Annotated in this window: 15 protein-coding genes; 9 read left to right on the forward strand and 6 right to left on the reverse strand. The window is 43.1% G+C overall.

Annotated elements, in window-relative coordinates:
- Positions 1-292: 292 nt before the first annotated feature.
- The 6 genes from rdgB to JMX13_RS11270 all read left to right on the forward strand — a co-directional run bounded on the left by rdgB (position 293) and on the right by JMX13_RS11270 (position 8,096).
- A complete protein-coding gene (gene rdgB, locus JMX13_RS11245) occupies positions 293-973 on the forward strand; it encodes an RdgB/HAM1 family non-canonical purine NTP pyrophosphatase (protein ID WP_227686298.1) in 681 nt (226 codons plus the stop codon).
- Positions 974-1,387: 414 nt separating this feature from the next.
- Entirely contained in the window at positions 1,388-2,731 is a 1,344-nt protein-coding gene (tig, locus tag JMX13_RS11250; protein ID WP_201546524.1) for a trigger factor, read from the forward strand.
- A gap of 477 nt (positions 2,732-3,208) precedes the next feature.
- Positions 3,209-3,904, forward strand: coding sequence for an ATP-dependent Clp endopeptidase proteolytic subunit ClpP (gene clpP, locus JMX13_RS11255; protein ID WP_413786320.1), 696 nt, complete (start codon positions 3,209-3,211; stop codon positions 3,902-3,904).
- Between the two features lie 148 nt (positions 3,905-4,052).
- Positions 4,053-5,366: an ATP-dependent protease ATP-binding subunit ClpX gene (gene clpX / locus JMX13_RS11260; protein ID WP_201612622.1), complete on the forward strand. Its 1,314-nt coding sequence runs from the start codon at positions 4,053-4,055 to the stop codon at positions 5,364-5,366.
- Between the two features lie 222 nt (positions 5,367-5,588).
- Complete coding sequence (locus tag JMX13_RS11265; RefSeq protein WP_201612632.1) at positions 5,589-6,626, forward strand: SDR family NAD(P)-dependent oxidoreductase; 1,038 nt, start codon at positions 5,589-5,591, stop codon at positions 6,624-6,626.
- 471 nt (positions 6,627-7,097) lie between these two features.
- Positions 7,098-8,096 carry a c-type cytochrome gene (locus JMX13_RS11270; RefSeq protein ID WP_201612634.1) on the forward strand — a complete coding sequence of 333 codons (999 nt, stop codon included), beginning with the start codon at positions 7,098-7,100 and terminating at the stop codon, positions 8,094-8,096.
- A gap of 115 nt (positions 8,097-8,211) precedes the next feature.
- On the opposite strand, the gene JMX13_RS11275 is transcribed toward JMX13_RS11270, so the two are convergent.
- From JMX13_RS11275 to argS, 3 genes are all read right to left on the reverse strand, one after another.
- On the reverse strand, positions 8,212-9,306 hold the full coding sequence (locus tag JMX13_RS11275; protein WP_265088413.1) for a PTS transporter subunit IIC: 1,095 nt from the start codon (positions 9,304-9,306) through the stop codon (positions 8,212-8,214).
- 145 nt (positions 9,307-9,451) lie between these two features.
- A complete protein-coding gene (locus JMX13_RS11280) occupies positions 9,452-10,270 on the reverse strand; it encodes an SPOR domain-containing protein (RefSeq protein WP_201612638.1) in 819 nt (272 codons plus the stop codon).
- Between the two features lie 111 nt (positions 10,271-10,381).
- Positions 10,382-12,211, reverse strand: a complete 1,830-nt coding sequence (argS, locus tag JMX13_RS11285) for an arginine--tRNA ligase (RefSeq protein WP_201612640.1) — start codon at positions 12,209-12,211, stop codon at positions 10,382-10,384.
- Between the two features lie 387 nt (positions 12,212-12,598).
- On the opposite strand from argS, the gene JMX13_RS11290 reads away from it, so the two are divergent.
- Positions 12,599-12,817, forward strand: coding sequence for a DUF2788 domain-containing protein (locus JMX13_RS11290; protein ID WP_201546531.1), 219 nt, complete (start codon positions 12,599-12,601; stop codon positions 12,815-12,817).
- A gap of 24 nt (positions 12,818-12,841) precedes the next feature.
- Here the strand turns inward: JMX13_RS11290 and JMX13_RS11295 are convergent, their stop codons facing one another.
- From JMX13_RS11295 to cmoA, 3 genes are all read right to left on the reverse strand, one after another.
- Positions 12,842-14,008 carry a DUF1176 domain-containing protein gene (locus tag JMX13_RS11295; protein WP_227686299.1) on the reverse strand — a complete coding sequence of 389 codons (1,167 nt, stop codon included), beginning with the start codon at positions 14,006-14,008 and terminating at the stop codon, positions 12,842-12,844.
- Between the two features lie 36 nt (positions 14,009-14,044).
- Positions 14,045-15,079, reverse strand: coding sequence for a tRNA 5-methoxyuridine(34)/uridine 5-oxyacetic acid(34) synthase CmoB (cmoB, locus tag JMX13_RS11300; RefSeq protein WP_201612642.1), 1,035 nt, complete (start codon positions 15,077-15,079; stop codon positions 14,045-14,047).
- Between the two features lie 73 nt (positions 15,080-15,152).
- Positions 15,153-15,986 (reverse strand): carboxy-S-adenosyl-L-methionine synthase CmoA, encoded by an 834-nt coding sequence (gene cmoA / locus JMX13_RS11305; RefSeq protein WP_201612656.1) that lies wholly within the window; start codon positions 15,984-15,986, stop codon positions 15,153-15,155.
- 249 nt (positions 15,987-16,235) lie between these two features.
- Between cmoA and msrA the strand changes: the two genes are divergently transcribed.
- Entirely contained in the window at positions 16,236-16,757 is a 522-nt protein-coding gene (gene msrA / locus JMX13_RS11310) for a peptide-methionine (S)-S-oxide reductase MsrA (RefSeq protein WP_201612658.1), read from the forward strand.
- Between the two features lie 121 nt (positions 16,758-16,878).
- Positions 16,879-17,559: a thiopurine S-methyltransferase gene (tmpT, locus tag JMX13_RS11315; protein WP_201612660.1), complete on the forward strand. Its 681-nt coding sequence runs from the start codon at positions 16,879-16,881 to the stop codon at positions 17,557-17,559.
- Positions 17,560-17,670: the final 111 nt, after the last annotated feature.

Raw genomic sequence — 17,670 nt, forward strand, 5'->3', positions numbered from 1 at the left:
AATTTTTAAATACCAAGTCATTAAACATCAAAACCGTCAAATGCCAAAACATGGACTTAAAAAACATTATTAGCATTTAAAACTATTTACTAACGATTAAAGCTATTATTAACTTTAAGTTCACAAGCTATAAGATATAATTCACTGTAGCTTGTTGCCTATTATAGCAATAGTGACGACAAATATCAGTTACCAAATGTTATGAATCAGCGATTCGTTATGCTAATTGGTAATTTAGCCGATGCTAGCCTAGAATATGCACGTATAAGCGACTCAATGACGGATAAAGAATATGAATCAAGCCAGTGCCACAGAGACTCATCAACAAGCATCCACCTTAAATGATTCAAATCCAGACACACCACAAAACCAATGGGTGCTCGCCAGTAACAATAAAGGCAAACTTGCTGAGTTTACCCGCCTATTTGCTGAGGCAGATTTGGATGTGACGATTGTCCCGCAAGGTCAGCTTGATATCGACGATGCAATCGAGGATGGATTAAGCTTCGTTGAAAACGCTATCATCAAAGCCCGTCATGCCAGCCGAGCAAGCGGATTACCTGCGATTGCTGATGATTCAGGGTTATGCGTGCCAGCATTGGGCAACGCACCCGGTATCTACTCTGCCCGCTATGCAGGCGAGCACGGCAATGACAGTAAAAACAATGCTAAGCTTGTTGGCGACTTGCAGCCTATTCGCGCAGCACAGCCAGATGCCGCTATTAAAGGCATGTTCGTTTGCGTATTGGCGATGGTGCGTCACGCCGATGACCCGTTACCGATTATCGCTCAAGGTTTATGGCACGGTGAGATTTTGGCGGCGCCGCATGGTGATGGCGGTTTTGGTTATGACCCGCTGTTTTGGTTGCCAGAGTTGCAAGCAACGGCGGCAAGCCTCAGCGCTGCTGATAAAAACAGCATCAGTCATCGCGGTCAGGCGATTGAGCAATTATTGAGGCAGTTGCCGTTATAATCTTATAACGTTATTAGCTTACCTGTTATGAACTTATTTGGTAATAAGCGGGAAAATTAAAGCAAAGTTAAGCTCATAAATCATCCAAGGGTCAATTAAACAGATAATTTTTACTTTGACAAACAGATAGATTATACTGTTCTACTTTTAAAATTTTGTTGAAAGCCGTTATTTGTCTGTATAATTAAGCAAAAGGCGTTATTATGCGACTTATTTACGGTTAATATTGATATCAGATAGCGTCTATTCAGATAAAGCATTTCTCATTTTTGTGTCAGCAGCGATTGTTATGGGCACGGACGGCGAAATTGCGCGCTATCAATATCCCCTATTTATTCCAACGGCAACCAGTAGCACACGCGTATTTTGCAGCATGGTTGTCTATTATTATTTAATCATAAAGGTGTAATTAACATGGCTACAGATTTACAAGTCACAACCAACAAGCTATCTAACAAAGAAACTCAGCTAACGGTTAAAGTCCCTGTCGAAAAAATTCAAAATAAAGTTGAAGGCCGTATTCGCCAAGTGGCGAAAACTGCCAAGATTGACGGTTTCCGTAAAGGTAACGTTCCTATGTCACATATCCGTTCACAGTACGGTGCTGGCATTCAACAAGAAGTCATCAACGATGTGATCCGTGATACCGTATTCGAAGCGATCAAATCTGAAGATATCCGCGCGGTTGGCATGCCTAACATCGATGACGTGAAACTTGAAGATGATTTCTTGGTATATCAAGCGACTGTTGAAATCTTCCCAGAAATCGACGTTCAAGGTATCGATGAAATCGAAGTTGAGCGTCACACAGCGACGGTTAGCGACGAAGACGTTGACACCATGATTGAAAACCTACAAAAGCAACGTGAAGAATTCGTTGAGAAGAAAGGGAAAGCGGCCAAAGACAACCAAGTCACGTTTGACTTTGAAGGCTCAATCGACGGCGAGAAATTCGAAGGCGGTTCTGCTGAAGACTTCAAATTGGTTATCGGTAGCAACCAGATGATTCCAGGCTTTGAAGATGGCATTAAAGGCATGAAAGCTGGCGAAGAAAAAGTTATCGACGTCACTTTCCCAGAAGATTACCAAGCTGAAAACTTAGCTGGTAAAGAAGCGCAGTTTAAAATCAACGTAAAACTAGTTGAAAAATCAAAACTACCTGAAATCGATGATGCGTTCCTAGAGCTGTTCGGTGTTAAAGAAGGCGGCGTTGAGAAATTAAAAGAAGACGTCCGTAAAAACATGGAACGCGAAATCAAAAATGCGGCGCGTAGCCAAGTAAAACAAGCGACGTTTGATGCGTTGTTAGAGAAGAACGAGTTTGACGTACCAAACGCCATGCTAGAGCAAGAAATCGAGCGTCAACGCAACATGATGATGCAACGTTTTTCTCAGCAGTTCGGTGCCAATGCTGATAGCTTCGATAAAGACATGCTACCGAATGAGCTATTTGAAGAGCAAGCGCTACGTGCTGCCCGTCTTGGCATCATCGTTGCTCGCGTTATCGACACCAAAGGCTTAGAAGTCGATCAAGAGCGTGTTGAAAGCTTTATCAAAGAAGCCGCTGAAAACTACGAAGATCCAAGCGAGGTCATCGAATACTACACCAATGACAAGCAACAACGCGCTAACATTGAGTCTGTGGTTCTAGAAGACCAAGTGGTCGATTATCTAATCGAGCAAGGCAAAGTAACTGACAAAGAAGTTAGCTACCAAGACCTATTGGCTGCTCAGCAACAACAGCAGCAAGGTATGTAATTTAGCGCTTTAGCGTTACTGCTCTAAAATGTATTACGAATGCCCTAACTTCTGGTTAGGGCATTTTTATTGCTGGCTTATTAGCGGCTTTTATTCAGTGTTTATTCATACTACCCTTGATAAATAGGCATAGACGCCTTATTAATAGGGAGTCATTTATCATTTGTCACATTAAAAAGTTACTATTGGCCTGATAAAAAAGTTACCATTAGCTCAATTATTTTTAGCGGTGACTGTTTTTAAACGCTTTTATTTCTAGCTGTTATCTAGAATAACTTTTAAGCGCCGTCTTCAATCAAGAATATGATTGGCGACTTGCTAGCGATATTTAGAGCATTTAATTGAAGCTAATGGGTTTTATTAACAGACGGCTTTTATTAACAGACAGCAATGTTTACAATGATAACCACCATAAAAATTTAGCCAACGACTACTCTATATTTCTTTATTTTATGTACTTATAAACAGGACATCTTTATGACAGATTACGATCGCATTACTGCTAACCCGCATTTTGATATGTTGATGAGTGCGCACACTACTGCCCAGAGCGCACAATATAGCCAAAGCGCGCAACAAGCCGCATTGGTTCCAATGGTCGTTGAACAATCAGCGCGCGGTGAACGCTCGTTTGATATTTTCTCACGCTTATTACGTGAGCGCGTTATCTTTTTGACCGGTCAAGTTGAAGACCATATGGCCAATCTTATCGTTGCGCAGCTGCTATTCTTAGAAGCAGAAAACCCTGATAAAGACATCCATTTATATATCAACTCGCCAGGCGGCTCAGTAAGTGCTGGTTTGGCTATTTTTGATACCATGAACTTTATCAAACCTGAAGTATCGACCATCTGTATGGGCGGCGCTTATAGCATGGGTTCATTCTTGCTCGCAGCGGGTCAAAAAGGCAAACGTTATGCCCTAGCCAACTCTCGCGTGATGATTCATCAGCCTTCAGGCGGTGCGCAAGGTCAAGCAACTGATATCGAAATTAATGCGCGTGAAATTCTAAAAACTCGCGCTCGTTTGAACGAGATTTTGGCTGAGCGTACGGGTCAACCGGTTGAGAAAATTGAAAAAGACGTTGAGCGTGACTATTGGTTAGATGCCAAAGAAGCCAAAGAATACGGTCTAGTCGACGAAGTATTAGAGCGTCGCCCTGCTTCTTTATAAGTGCCTTGATAGCAAACGCTTAAAAAACCTTAAACATCACTGCCTAAGCGCGATAGGGTAAGAGAAAATATATTAAGTGCCCTGCGCTTTTACATCGATGTCCATAATCAGAATATTGAGCAGTATTAAATTTTAGGAGTGCCGTTATATGGCAGAAGATAACACCCCGCAGTGTTCGTTTTGCGGCAAAGAAAAAAGTGAAGTAAAGCAGCTGATTGCCGCTGACGACGCCAATATCTGTAATGAATGTATTGAGCTATGTACGGACCTGATTGCCGACAGCGCCGAAGATGGTGACGACGATAGCGATATTGACACCTCTTGGGTCAACAAAAAGCTGCCAACGCCAAAAGAGCTACGTGCCAAACTTGATGAATACGTCATCGGGCAAGATGCAGCGAAGAAAGCCTTAGCCGTTGCGGTTTATAACCACTATAAACGCCTAAAAGTCAGCCAGACTCTAGCCAATGACAGTAAAAAAGCTAAGATTGGCGCTGATGATGCGATGGTTGAATTGGCAAAAAGTAATATTTTGTTAATTGGTCCAACCGGCTCTGGTAAAACCTTGTTGGCGCAAACCTTGGCGCGCTTACTCGACGTTCCCTTTGCGATGGCGGATGCCACAACCTTAACCGAAGCCGGTTATGTCGGTGAAGATGTCGAAAACATCGTCCAAAAACTATTGCAAGCATCAGACTACGATGTCAGCAAAGCTGAGCAAGGTATCATCTATATTGATGAAATTGATAAAATTAGTAAAAAAGGTGATAACCCATCTATCACCCGTGACGTCTCAGGCGAAGGTGTGCAGCAAGCCTTGCTTAAGCTTATCGAAGGTACGGTTGCCGCTATTCCACCACACGGTGGTCGTAAACATCCACAGCAAGAGCTGATCCAAGTTGATACCAGTAATATCTTAATCATCGTTGGTGGCGCGTTTGCCGGTCTTGATAAGGTAATTCAGCAGCGTACTGAAAAAACGGGTATTGGCTTTAATGCTGATGTGAGCTCAAAAGACGATAGTAAACGTAGCTCAGAGCTGCTGCAGCAAGTAGAGCCTGAAGATTTGATTAAGTTTGGGCTTATCCCAGAGCTGATCGGTCGTCTTCCTGTGCTCGCTGCTCTCACAGAGCTAGACGAAGATGCATTGGTTCAAATATTAACGGAACCAAAAAACGCCTTGGTTAAGCAGTATAAATATCTGTTTGATATGGAAGGTGCTGACATTACCTTTACCAAAGAAGCGCTTGATGCCATCGCCAAAAAAGCCATGGCTCGTAAAACAGGTGCTCGTGGGCTGCGCTCTATCGTTGAAAACGCGCTTCTTGAAACCATGTATGAGCTACCTTCAATGGAAAATGCTAAGACCGTACTCGTTGATGAAGCAGTAATTAACGACGGTAAAATCCCTGAAATCACATTCTCTAACGGTGACTCAGAACAGATAGCGATAGATGCTTAAAAGCTCTTATCTGCTTTATTAAAGCGGTAATTAAAGTAAAAGTGTCTAGTGTAAATTATGCTAGACACTTTTTTTATGTCCGCTTACTTCCCATTTTATTTCTTGCAGCTAATGTAATGGGTAAAAATGACAGCTGCGTTTATCAATCGCTATCAGCGCTTATCATCAATCATGCTAAAGTAGAAATACCAATACTATTAATGATACAAAGGAATGTTTATCATGCTTAACACTGTTTCTGGAAATGTCTCTGCAGTAGCAAACTCACTACGCCAACACCTCCCTTTTTCCTCCCATCAAGAGCATGATATTAGCCCTTATTATCGCAATCATGTCGCTGCTATCACTGGTGCTGGCTCTGGCATGGGGCGCGAGCTTGCCCTTCATTTAGCAAAGATGGGTTGTGATGTGGCGCTATCGGATATCAATCCTGAGCAACTGGCACAAACCAAAGACTTACTGGTCGGCTATGATGTCAAAGTCACCACCACCGTACTCGACGTCTCTGACAATAAAGCTGTCGAAGCGTGGGCGGATAGTGTGATGGCAGAGCATGGTAAAGTGAACTTTATCTTTAATAATGCGGGCGTGGCGCTTTATTCAACCGTAGAAGGCAGCAGTATTAGCGAGCTTGAATGGGTCATGGATATCAATTTTTGGGGCGTGGTTTACGGCACCAAGGCTTTTTTACCCTTGATTAAAAACAGCGTCAAAGAAAGTGAAGTTAATGACAGTAACAAGAATAACAAAGCGCGCCAGTTTAACGAACACGGCCATATTATCAATATCTCAAGCTTATTTGGTTTGACCGCGCAGCCGTCACAATCTGCTTATAACGCCAGCAAATTTGCTGTACGTGGTTTTACCGAAAGCTTGCGTCAAGAGCTAGATATTCAGCGTTGCGGCGTATCAGCGACCTGTATTCATCCCGGTGGCATTAAGACCAATATCGCTAATAGCGCTCGTGGTAACGACAGTATCAGCGACCTTGGCATGCGTAGCGGCCGCAAAGCCATCAGTAGTTTTAATAAGTTCTTAAAATTTGATGCCAACGCCGCTGCTTGGATTATTTTGCAGGCTGCCGCGACCAATCAGCCACGCTGCTTGATTGGTAATGATGCCAAAATGATGGACGCCGTCCAACGAGCTTTTCCAGCTCACTATAGCACTGTCCTAAACCGCGTCAATAAACTGTCACGCAAGTTAAAAGGCAAAAAACGCACAAAAACGGCTGATCGCAAAGCGGTAATTGCTAATTAATCTAGTGGCAAATAGACTACGATAAATTAAACCGTTAGGAATATATCCTTAACAAAAAAGCGCGTAAATATTTTCATATTTACGCGCTTTTTTAGTGAAAAAATATAGTCGCCGATACTATCTAAAGCGTTGACTATCTATTTGCATCGTTTGTCGTGTTAGTTTTTATTTTAGTTTAAAAACACTTTACGTATTTGTATTTGATACAATCATGTTGCTAGCAACTTACATATTGATTACTTTTCAGATTCTGGCAGGCAAAATAAAACGGATTAATGGGTAAAAGTGAGCCTTAGAGGTACGCTAATAATATGACGCCCGTTATTTTGGCCCTTATAAACGTTCAAGTTAAATGTCGAAATTCTAGCTTCTACTTTATCCAAAATATTGAAATAAGTTTTACCATCATGACCACTAAATTATCATAAAAATATAATTTTTCATATTATTTTTCATCATAAGGATATTCCAATGACCAAGTTCCCACGCGCCAAGCCCTCCTCCCTTTTAATAGCCACTATTTTTGCCATCAGTGCAGTGAGTATGACAGCCGGCTGTAGCAATAGCGGTGAAACCAAAGCCGTTGACCGTCTAGAAGAAGCAGAAGCATTGGCTCGCGTCAAAGCCCTCGAAGCCCGTGCAGATACCCTCCAAAGCAATATGCCAGCGGCTAATGATATGAGCGCGAGTGCAGGCGGCGGTGATGCGGCAGGCGCAGCAGGTGGCAAACCCGCGATTAAAATGCCAGATGAGTCTACTATTCCAGATGATGAATATGGGGCAGCAGTACGCCGCGGCCTACAACTCGCTAATCATACCTATAAAGAGCTGCCAAATAACGTTGGCAACCAGCTTAACTGCACCAGCTGTCATTTAGGTAATGGCTCAGAAGCCTATGCCGCACCTTGGAATAATATGACCAGTATTTACCCTGTTTACCGTTCGCGGGCAGGTCGCGTCAACGTGATACAAGAGCGGATTAATGGCTGTTTTGAGCGCTCAATGAATGGTAAAGGACTTGAGCTGGGTTCAGATGATATGAACGCCATGGTATCTTATATGAGCTGGTTGTCACAAGACATGCCATTTGGGGTGTCACCTGAAGGTCGCGGTTTTGTCAAAGTGGATAAAAACCTCGAGCCAAATACTGAAACGGGTGAAAAGCTATTTATAGAAAAATGTAGCGTTTGTCATGGTGATAATGGCGAAGGGCAATATAACGATGATGGCACTTATATATATCCTGCGGTAGCTGGCGACAAGTCTTTCAATGATGGCGCAGGGATGGCACGTACTTATACTGCTGCGGCCTTTATTAAAGGTAAAATGCCATTTGGACAAGGTAATACGCTAAGTGACCAAGAAGCGGTCGATATTGCCGCCTACTTTACCCACTTGCCGCGCCCTGTAAAAGCCAATAAAGACAAAGATTGGCCAAACGGCGATGCACCAAAAGATGTCCGTCGTTAATTAAAAAAGCTTATAATTTATATAATAAAAAAGCCCAGTTATTTAATAGCTGGGCTCTTTTATCATTGGTAGTTAGAATAAATAGTTAGGATAATTTGCGTCCTTTACCTTTAATTTAAGGCAGTTTCATATCGCCATCGACCAACCAACCAAGGCGACGCATCACATAAGCGACCACACCAGCGATAAGCGCAGGTAGGGCAAACATCAATAAGATAATCGCTGTCCATAACTGAGTACTGCTCATGATTTCTTGTGATGCTTCAATGACACCAAACACCCCAACCAACCCTGCCGTACCCATACCAGCGCCGGTTGCCGTACAAGCTAGCCCAAAGCCAACGGTTGCAATAGGACCAACAATGGCGCTGGCAATCACAGCAGGAAGCAAAACGAGCGGTTTTTTTAAGACATTAGGGATTTGTAGCATACTGGTGCCCAGTCCTTGAGATATGACGCCACTGATGCCGTTATCTTTAAAACTGGCCACCGCAAAACCAATCATATGCGCCGCGCAACCAACAACTGCCGCACCGCCCGCTAAGCCGCCAAGCCCAATAGCGATACAGATAGCCGCACTTGAGGTCGGTAGAGTCAATAAAATCCCAACGACAACCGCAATTACGATACCCATCAATAATGGCTGTAACTCAGTCGCTGCTTGAATACCGTGACCAACAGCATTGACCGCAGCAACGACCGGAGGATTCAATAGTGCGCAAACTGCTAATGCTACCGCGCATACCAATAATGGTACTAGCAGAATATCAAGCTTGGTCTTGCCAGCGACCCAAGTACCAGCGCGATAAGCAAATACCGAGGTCAGGTACGCACCAATGGGATTACCGGGTAAAGCCACGAACGTCGCAGGTCCGCCCACTTGCGGGGTAAAAAGCGTGCCTGCCATCAACGCTTCAGAGTGCGCACCAAGCATCCCTGCTACCAAGCAGCTGAGCATAACCAAGGTCGGCGCTTTGAGGTAGTAAGCAATGCCCACACCGATACCAGCACCCATTAATACAGAGGCCAGCTTGCCGACTGCGATAAGTGCGGGCAAGTCTAACCAACCACCGATTTGTGAGATAATCAAACCAGCAATTAATGTGACAAATAGCCCTAAAGCCATACCCGTAAAAGCATCGATAAAATATTTTTGAAAAAAGGCTTTTACCAAACCAGTAGGCGGTGTTGCTGAGTCAGATATTGTCATAGCCATACTCTTTGTGAAGGTTTTAATAAGATAGAATAAACCAAAAACATAAAACACTCTTGTTAAAAATCAGAGATAAAAAAAGCGTCATTGCGACGCTTTCTTATTATTAACACATGATTAAAACGAGCACAAAGTATTCAATCTAACGGCGCTGCTCAACGATGATGGAGTCAATGCCGTTGTTTTGTAGACGCTGCTGCGCACTAGCAACCGCTTGACGGTTATTCATCGGACGCGAGATGACCTGATAAATTGGCAAACCATTACCCGTGGTGTTTTTAACGACACGAGCGTCCACACCCGCCATCAGCACTTGCGCACGGCGACGGTCTGCTTCGTCGGCATCTCCAAAGCTGTTGATTTGCAAAATATAAGTCGCCGCAGGTTTAGCTGGCTGGATACTTGCAGTGCCAGCGCTAGGTTTGTTTGTAGCCGCACCTGTATTACTCGCAGCTGGTGTGCCGTCGTAGGTCGCATCTTCTTCAACGATGACAATATCGTCATCATTATTATTGGCTGCATTATTAGCATTGTTGCCACGATTCGGCTCAATAGTGGTGCTTTCAGAGATACCAAAGTTACCTGCATCATTAGCACCGGGTGTGGTACTTTCCGGCTGATTGACGACTACATCTGGCTCAAAGTCAGTGATTTGACCTGATTGGTTATTACTGCCTTCCCCAAAGTCTTCATCAGGGATGGTTGCCATCTCTTGATTGGGCAAAATATCATAAAACTCATAATCACCATTATCGGTGTCGGTATCGACTCGTTGCTGCACTTGTCTATCAGGGTCGGTACCGTCTTCGCTGCCCGCAGGACTAAAGTTAAACAATGGTGAAAGGTATAAAAACACCCCAATCATGAGCGTCAACAGCGCCCCAACAAACATCCATAATAAGCCTGACACACTACTTGTTTTGCGTTTTTCAGTGGCACCTTTTGGTTTTTTGGCTAACATGGATCTCGTTCTCCCTACTGAATATATCTATCGTTGTCGAATTATCAATGTCGAATTGTTATGGCCAAATAGTCGTCGGCGAATGATGGCTAGCAGCCGTCTCTCTTTATACTACATACTAGACGGCGCAGACAAGCCTAATAAGCTAAGCCCATTACTCAATACCTGCCTAACCGCTTTAGATAAGCGTAGGCGAGCTTGCATCATATCCATCTCATCTTGGCTTGGCGTCTCACCCGAGGTCAAGCTGACGGGCAAGATACGATTGCTATCGTACCAACCATGAAATAACGCGGCCAACTCTTTTAGATAGTTGGTTAAGATATGCGGCTCATAGCCTGTCGCTGCACGTAGCAAGGTTGCCGGATAAGCGCCAAGTAATTTAATCAATTCTTCTTCGCTCGGTGCGGTTAATAACTCTTGCTTTTCAGCGCCAGTAATATCGTCTACTTGCAGACCACTGGTTTCTAGTTTTTCTAACACGCGGCAAACCCGTGCATGCGCATACTGAATATAGAAAACCAAGTTGTCTTTACTTTGCGATTTGGCCAGCTCTAAGTCAAAGTCGACGTGGACTTCAGGCTTACGGGCGACGTAATAGAAGCGCGCGGCATCGTTACCGACTTCATGACGCAGCTCACGTAAGGTGACAAATTTGCCCGAGCGCGACGACATTTGCACTTTTTCACTACCGCGCCATAAGGCGACAAACTGTACCAATACCACATCAAGACGGTCGGCATCGATACCAAGCGCCGTTAATGCCGCTTTCACCCGTGGGACATAGCCATGATGGTCAGCGCCCCAAACATTAATGACTTTATCAAAACCGCGATCAAATTTATTTTTATGATAAGCGATATCAGAGGCAAAATAGGTGCTTTGACCATTGGCACGGCGAACGACACGGTCTTTTTCATCACCAAAATCGGTCGATTTAAACCAGATATTGCCGTCTTTTTCGTATAAATAGCCTTTTTCATCTAGAATTTGTAAAACAGGCTCAATCTCGCTATCGATTGATCTTTCGCTAAACCAACATTCATAGCGGACGCCAAAGTCATTTAAATCGTCTTTGATATCAGCCAAAATGCTGCTAAGTGCTGCATTTAAAAACAGCTCATAACCATCACCAAGCAAGGCTTTACTATTAGCAATCAGTCCGTCGATATGGGCTTCTTTATCGCCCGATAGCAGCACTTTTTCGCCGTCTGCATTTATCTCAAACTGTGCATCTGCTGGTACGTCTTTGGCAATTTCTGCAAAACTGTGGACGTAGCTATCCCCATGCTGTGTCTTTAGTGTCTGAGCAATATCACTAACATAATCGCCTTGATAGCCATTAACTGGGAATGTGACTGGCTCAGCGTTGGCTTCTAGATAGCGCAAATAAGTACTGGTCGCTAAAATATCCATTTGGCGACCGGCGTCATTAACATAATACTCACGCGTGACGTCATAACCAATGGCTTCAAGCAAGTTTGCCACGCTCATGCCAAAGGCGGCACCGCGACCATGACCGACGTGCAAGCTAGACGTTGGATTGGCCGAGACAAATTCAACTTGGATTTTTTGACCTTTAAACTGCTTGCTTAAACCAAAGCGTTCTTGCAGCTTAAAGATATCGTCTAACACGGCGAATTTGGCTTCGGTATTTAAAAACACGTTAATAAAGCCGGGGCCTGCGATTTCTACTTGGCGAATATCTTGATTTTCAGGCAAGGCGTTGACGATTTTTTCAGCAAGTTGGCGCGGATTGGCTTTCGCAGCTTTGGCGGCCGTCAGGGCGATATTGCTTGCAAAATCACCATGGCTGGTATCTTTTGTCCGTGTAATTTGGCTGTTGTTTTGCCAATCAGCCGGTAGTTCGCCGTCATTTTTTAGGGCTTGGATGGCACTATCAAATAGTGAGGCGAGCGTATCAATTTGGGCTTGTGACATAGGACTATAAACTCACATAAATGAACAAAAAAATTGGTGAACTATAAGGTAATACGAAAAAAATAAGTAACCTATAAATATAACAACCTTTAGAGGTTATTGCACTATTTGAAGCAAAAATAGCGTTAAAACCACCGCTATTATACTAGATACGCGTAGCTTAGGAGGTGATGACTATTATAGGCTGCCAATACAGGGTTATTTAGGCTGATTGTAGCGTTACTGTTGCCTGATGTTAGTGAAATATTTATAGCGGCTCTATTACGCGTTATAATGAAAAACAGTTATCGCCTGCTTTCTCTCTAAACCATCATTTGATGGATAAAAAATATAAAGAGACACGCTAGAGTATGCGCTACTTTACACTTTCATTTATAGGATAAAACCATGTTTGCTATTGCTTCTAGTACCGTCACCATTTGGGGTATGTATATTTTATTGCCCATCTTTATTGCTTTTTTATTCTTTATTATTTGGGATTTATCAAAACAGTCTGAAGCTGGCCGCGCTGGTACTTTTTGGATGTTTTTAGCTCTTGGTGCAGGTTTTATTGGTTTTATCCTAAAAGTATTGATAGAAATGGCATTTAAACGCTGGTTTATCTAACTACTGCTTAAGTACCACTATAACTCAATTAACTTTGTTATCACTTCTTATGACTTCACTGGTATAGGTTGGTAAATCCCATGCACCACCAGCAAAGCCTCGGCACATTCCTGTACTAGAATCTTCTGTCAATGCAAAGGTTTTGCCATCCCAAACCCATACTGCGCGATTCCAGCAATCGCCTATTCCTCTATCCTTATGAAGAGCGTAAATCTCACCATCAGAGTAATCACTCGCTGATGTCGTAATCAGTGTTGGCTTGCTTGGCTTAGCATGATTTATCAGCCAATGACCTACACCCATATTATAAGCACCTCTCCAGCATTCATGAGTAGCTAATGTATGCTTACTATCTACCGGAATAAAATCCCAACCTAACCTATCAGCACCAAATTCCTGCATTCGTTGGTATGCTTCGGTTTTTGGATTAACCAGCTTACAATCTCCCATACCATCATTAGAACCTACAAGTTGCTTATCATCAATATCAATCCATTTATTGATATTTTTTTGAAAATAAACTAACTTTGCAGGGGTTAGCTGTTTTTTATCCTTATCAGCATATGAGTATGCTTTCTTAATCACAGGTTTCGCTTTAGCAGATTTAGGTGTTTGTCGATTCAGACTACTTTTACTAACCAGTGCCAACGGTGTACCGACACGACCTTGTACTTCGTCAAGTTTCAGCAATACCGCCGCCAATCCTTTGTCAGATACTTGCCATTGATAAATACCTGACGTGAACTGTATCTTAGTATTTTGATTGGCGAGTTTGAGCAGTTGCTGTGCCTGTGCGGTACTCAACTGACCCTCTCTTTCAGATGACAGTTGGATGAAGCCATAAGACTTATTATTTAATAATAACTCAACTTTATAGTTGGTTTTTGATAACTGTTCAGGTACTAATTTTTCTTGCTCAAACTCTTCCCAATTACTCAACTTAACTTGCACTGTAGATAGCTTTTTACCCGCTTCTACTGTAATCAATACACTAGCGTCACCTAACTTATCAGAAGAAACCAAACCTTCAGCGGCATAACCGGCTGCTCGGCAAGTCAAGGTATTGTCACAGACCAATTGCCAGTCGTCTTTAACAAAACCCCAACCTTCAGACGGCGTGCCATAAGAATCTGATGCCAAAGTAGGCAGTGCGAATAAACCGGTCGTAATCAAAGCTATGATTGTTTTCAAAATCTCACTTCCTTGTGCCGATTGACGTTATAAATGCTATTTTTTTGCAATAATCGTGGCACGCATCGGTGCAGGATAGCCTTCAATTGTCTTTGTTGAGTCATTCACATCTAAGAAGTCTGCTAGCGAATGGTAGTTCATCCATTCCGTTTTGCGCTGCTCATTGGTAGAAGTAACGGCGACATCGACGCAGCGCACGTCGGTAAACCCAGCCTTTTCTAGCCAGCCAATCAGCGCCGCTACAGACGGTAAAAAATACACGTTATTCATCTGAGCATAACGGTCATGTGGCACCAGTACGGTATTGGCATCGCCTTCAATAACCAAAGTTTCGAGTACTAGCTCACCACCTTTAACCAACTGACCTTTTAACTGTTGCAAGTGCTCAAAGGGCGATTGACGATGATAGAGCACACCCATACTAAATACCGTATCGAACAACTGACTGTGCTCCGGCAAGGCTTCCAATGGCACCGGAATATAATGGGTACGGTGATCGTCAGCATTACCGACAAAATGACGAATCGCCATAAACTGATGATAGAACAAGCATGATGGGTCAATAATAATGACTGTATCAGCCCCTGCGCCTGCCATACGCCAACCGTGATAGCCTGAGCCACCACCTACATCTAATACGCGACGTCCTTTTAAAGTACCCAAATGCGGTGCGACCCTTTGCCATTTCCAATCACTGTGCCATTCGGTATCTATAAATATCGAACTATCTTCGTCACTACCAATTTGACCACCAATCTGAAAGGGTCCTTTACGCCAAGGCATCAGCTGCTTTAACAGTGCCATCGTTTGTTTACGCTCAGAGTCGCTTAGATTGGCAGCAATCGTTAAGACATCGTTGTCTAAATCCACCCTATCAACCGCTATTTCTGGCAAACGTGCCACCGACGCTTGGTAAGCGGGCGCATGAGCGTAATTGGCTTTGTCTTTGATATCATTGAGCCACGTTGGTAACCGCGTTAGCCACTCATAAGCGCTCGGCTGCTGCTGCGCCAATAACAGCAAAGTTAAATATAATTCGCGTTCAGCGTGAGTAATGGTGTCATTAAGCATAAAGGGCGGTTACCGTATTGATAAAAAAACTGGTAAAAATTTTGTTTTGGCAAAAATATACGCTGGCAGGTTTTTATTTAAACGCCACAATAGAAACAAAGTTTAAAAATTGAAACCACGTTAAATGACGTTGAAAACTAACTTGCGCCAAACGCGCATGATGCTCATCTAAGGTATCGGTAATGAGGACGTTCTCTAACGCATTACGCTTGCCGCTAATTTCCATCTCGGTATAACCATTAGCACGTTTAAAATCATAATAACGCTCAACCAACCACGCATCATACTGCTCATCAAACGCATGAGTTTTTTCAGTTAATACTAGTATGCCACCTCCACTTAATGCTGCATAAATTTTTTCTAACACTGCCACTCTATCAGCGGCGGGTAAAAACTGGAGCGTAAGATTCAAAATCACCATATCGCATAGCTCAAGCTCGACATCACGAATATCAGCGGTGATCACCTCAATATTATGCGCTGGATAATTCTCAGTTAATAAAGCACTGGCTTCAGTGGTCATCGCTGGCGATATATCAATCGCTTTAATCTGTAAATCTTGCGGATCAAACTCGCCTGCCAACGCCATACTTGCCGCCCCAAGCGAGCAGCCCAAATCATAAATACGACTAACGCGCTGACCATCATTATCCTGTTGGCGATACTTACAGTGGCGACGGGCAAATATCGGCAACATCGCTAGCACCTGACCATAACCGGGTACACTACGGCGAATCATATCGGGAAAACATGCCACCACTTGCTCATCAAAAGAAAAACGCGCCGCTTTATCGAGTGGCGTAGTAAATAAGATGTCATGCTTAATGATATCGTTTTTAACGGTGTTATTAGTAACAGTATCATTAGTAAGGGTAGTTGGCTTGGTTTGGCTCATGGGATGACTCATTTTTGGATAATAAAACTTAGATTAAAAGTTATTCAGCAATTTGTATAATGCTACTTATGGAGAATGGATAAAGATAGCAAAAGCCCATTATAACATTACTGTTTGTTACTTATCGCGGGCAACTCCCCTGCTAAGCTAAATGTATATTGCTGAATAGAGAATATTTTAGTCAAATACCTTTAAAATAAGATGTATTTGTTAAACACACTATTTAGCTGATATTCTATCGTTCGAATAATAGGAACAATTATGCAAACCATTATATTAGGCGGTGGCTGCTTTTGGTGCACCGAATCGGTATTTTTATCGCTAAAAGGCGTACAGTCTGTCGTATCAGGCTATATGGGTGGCGAAGCTACTACCGCTAATTATCAAGCCGTCTGTGGTGGTAACACCGGACACGTTGAAGTGATTAACATTACCTTTGATGAGTCTGTTCTACCCTTAGAAGTATTGCTTGATGTATTCTTTGGCACACATGATCCTACGACTAAAGACCGTCAAGGTAATGATGTCGGTAGCCAATATCGCAGCGTCGTTTATTACACGAATGACAATCAAAAACCAACCATCGATCGCACCATTAATAAGCTACGCGATATGGGTCTGAATATCGTCACTGAAGTGCATCCGGCAGTTGAATTTTATATCGCTGAAGAAGCTCATCAAGACTTTTTTAATCGCAATCCTGGTCAGGCTTACTGTAACTTTGCGATACCGCCAAAACTTGCCAAACTGCGCAAAGAGTTTAGCCAGTATATGGTGAGCTAATAGATTGCTATGATTGTTATACGCTATAAAGGCCAAGGGTTCATACGTTTGGCTTTTTTATTGCGTTTAGCGCTATGATAATGTTAAACCTTTAAAGCATTGATATGCTAGGAATAATGGTATGGATTCTGAATTTTGGCAACAGCGCTGGCAAGAAGGTCGTATTGGCTTTCATAAGTCTGACGTTAACCCTGAGCTAATCAAATACTTTTCTAATCTGGCGTTGCCCATCGGTAGCCGAGTATTGGTGCCTTTGTGCGGTAAATCGATTGATATGGTATGGCTGGCTTGCGCAGGCTACGACGTCGTTGGCATTGAGCTGGTCGAATCAGCTGTGCAAGCGTTCTTTACTGAGCAAAATATCACGCCGACTATTACTGAATTTACTAGCGCTGCTGATAAATCCACTTTAAAACGCTATCAAGGTCAGCTTGCTGGTCGAACCATTATCTTATGGGCGGCGGATATTTTTGCACTGAGTGCTACAGCTATTGGCGATATCGATGCCGTTTATGATAGGGCCTCATTGATAGCCTTGCCAGCAAATATGCGTGCTGATTATAGTAGGCACATAGCTAAACTTAGCGATAACGCGCCACAGCTATTAATCACCCTTAACTACGATCAAAGTAAAAAAGACGGCCCGCCTTTTTCGATTACTCAGCAGCAATTGCATCAGTATTATAGTGCTGATTATAAAATCGTTGAGCTTGCAAGCAATTCATCAACCCTTAATGCTGCCTCTGAGATATTGGTAACTGAACATGCTTGGCTATTAAAGCCTCAATCCACTCAGTATTAACTGATAATAAAAAACAGAAGAAAAGCCATAGATCTAGTTTTAGTCTTATAGCCAAACCCTCTTCTAACCTCACGCCACCGTCAATTTATAGTAACTGAGTGCTTCGATACC

The sequence above is a fragment of the Psychrobacter immobilis genome, assembly GCF_904846285.1.
GTDB classification, from domain to species: domain Bacteria; phylum Pseudomonadota; class Gammaproteobacteria; order Pseudomonadales; family Moraxellaceae; genus Psychrobacter; species Psychrobacter immobilis_D.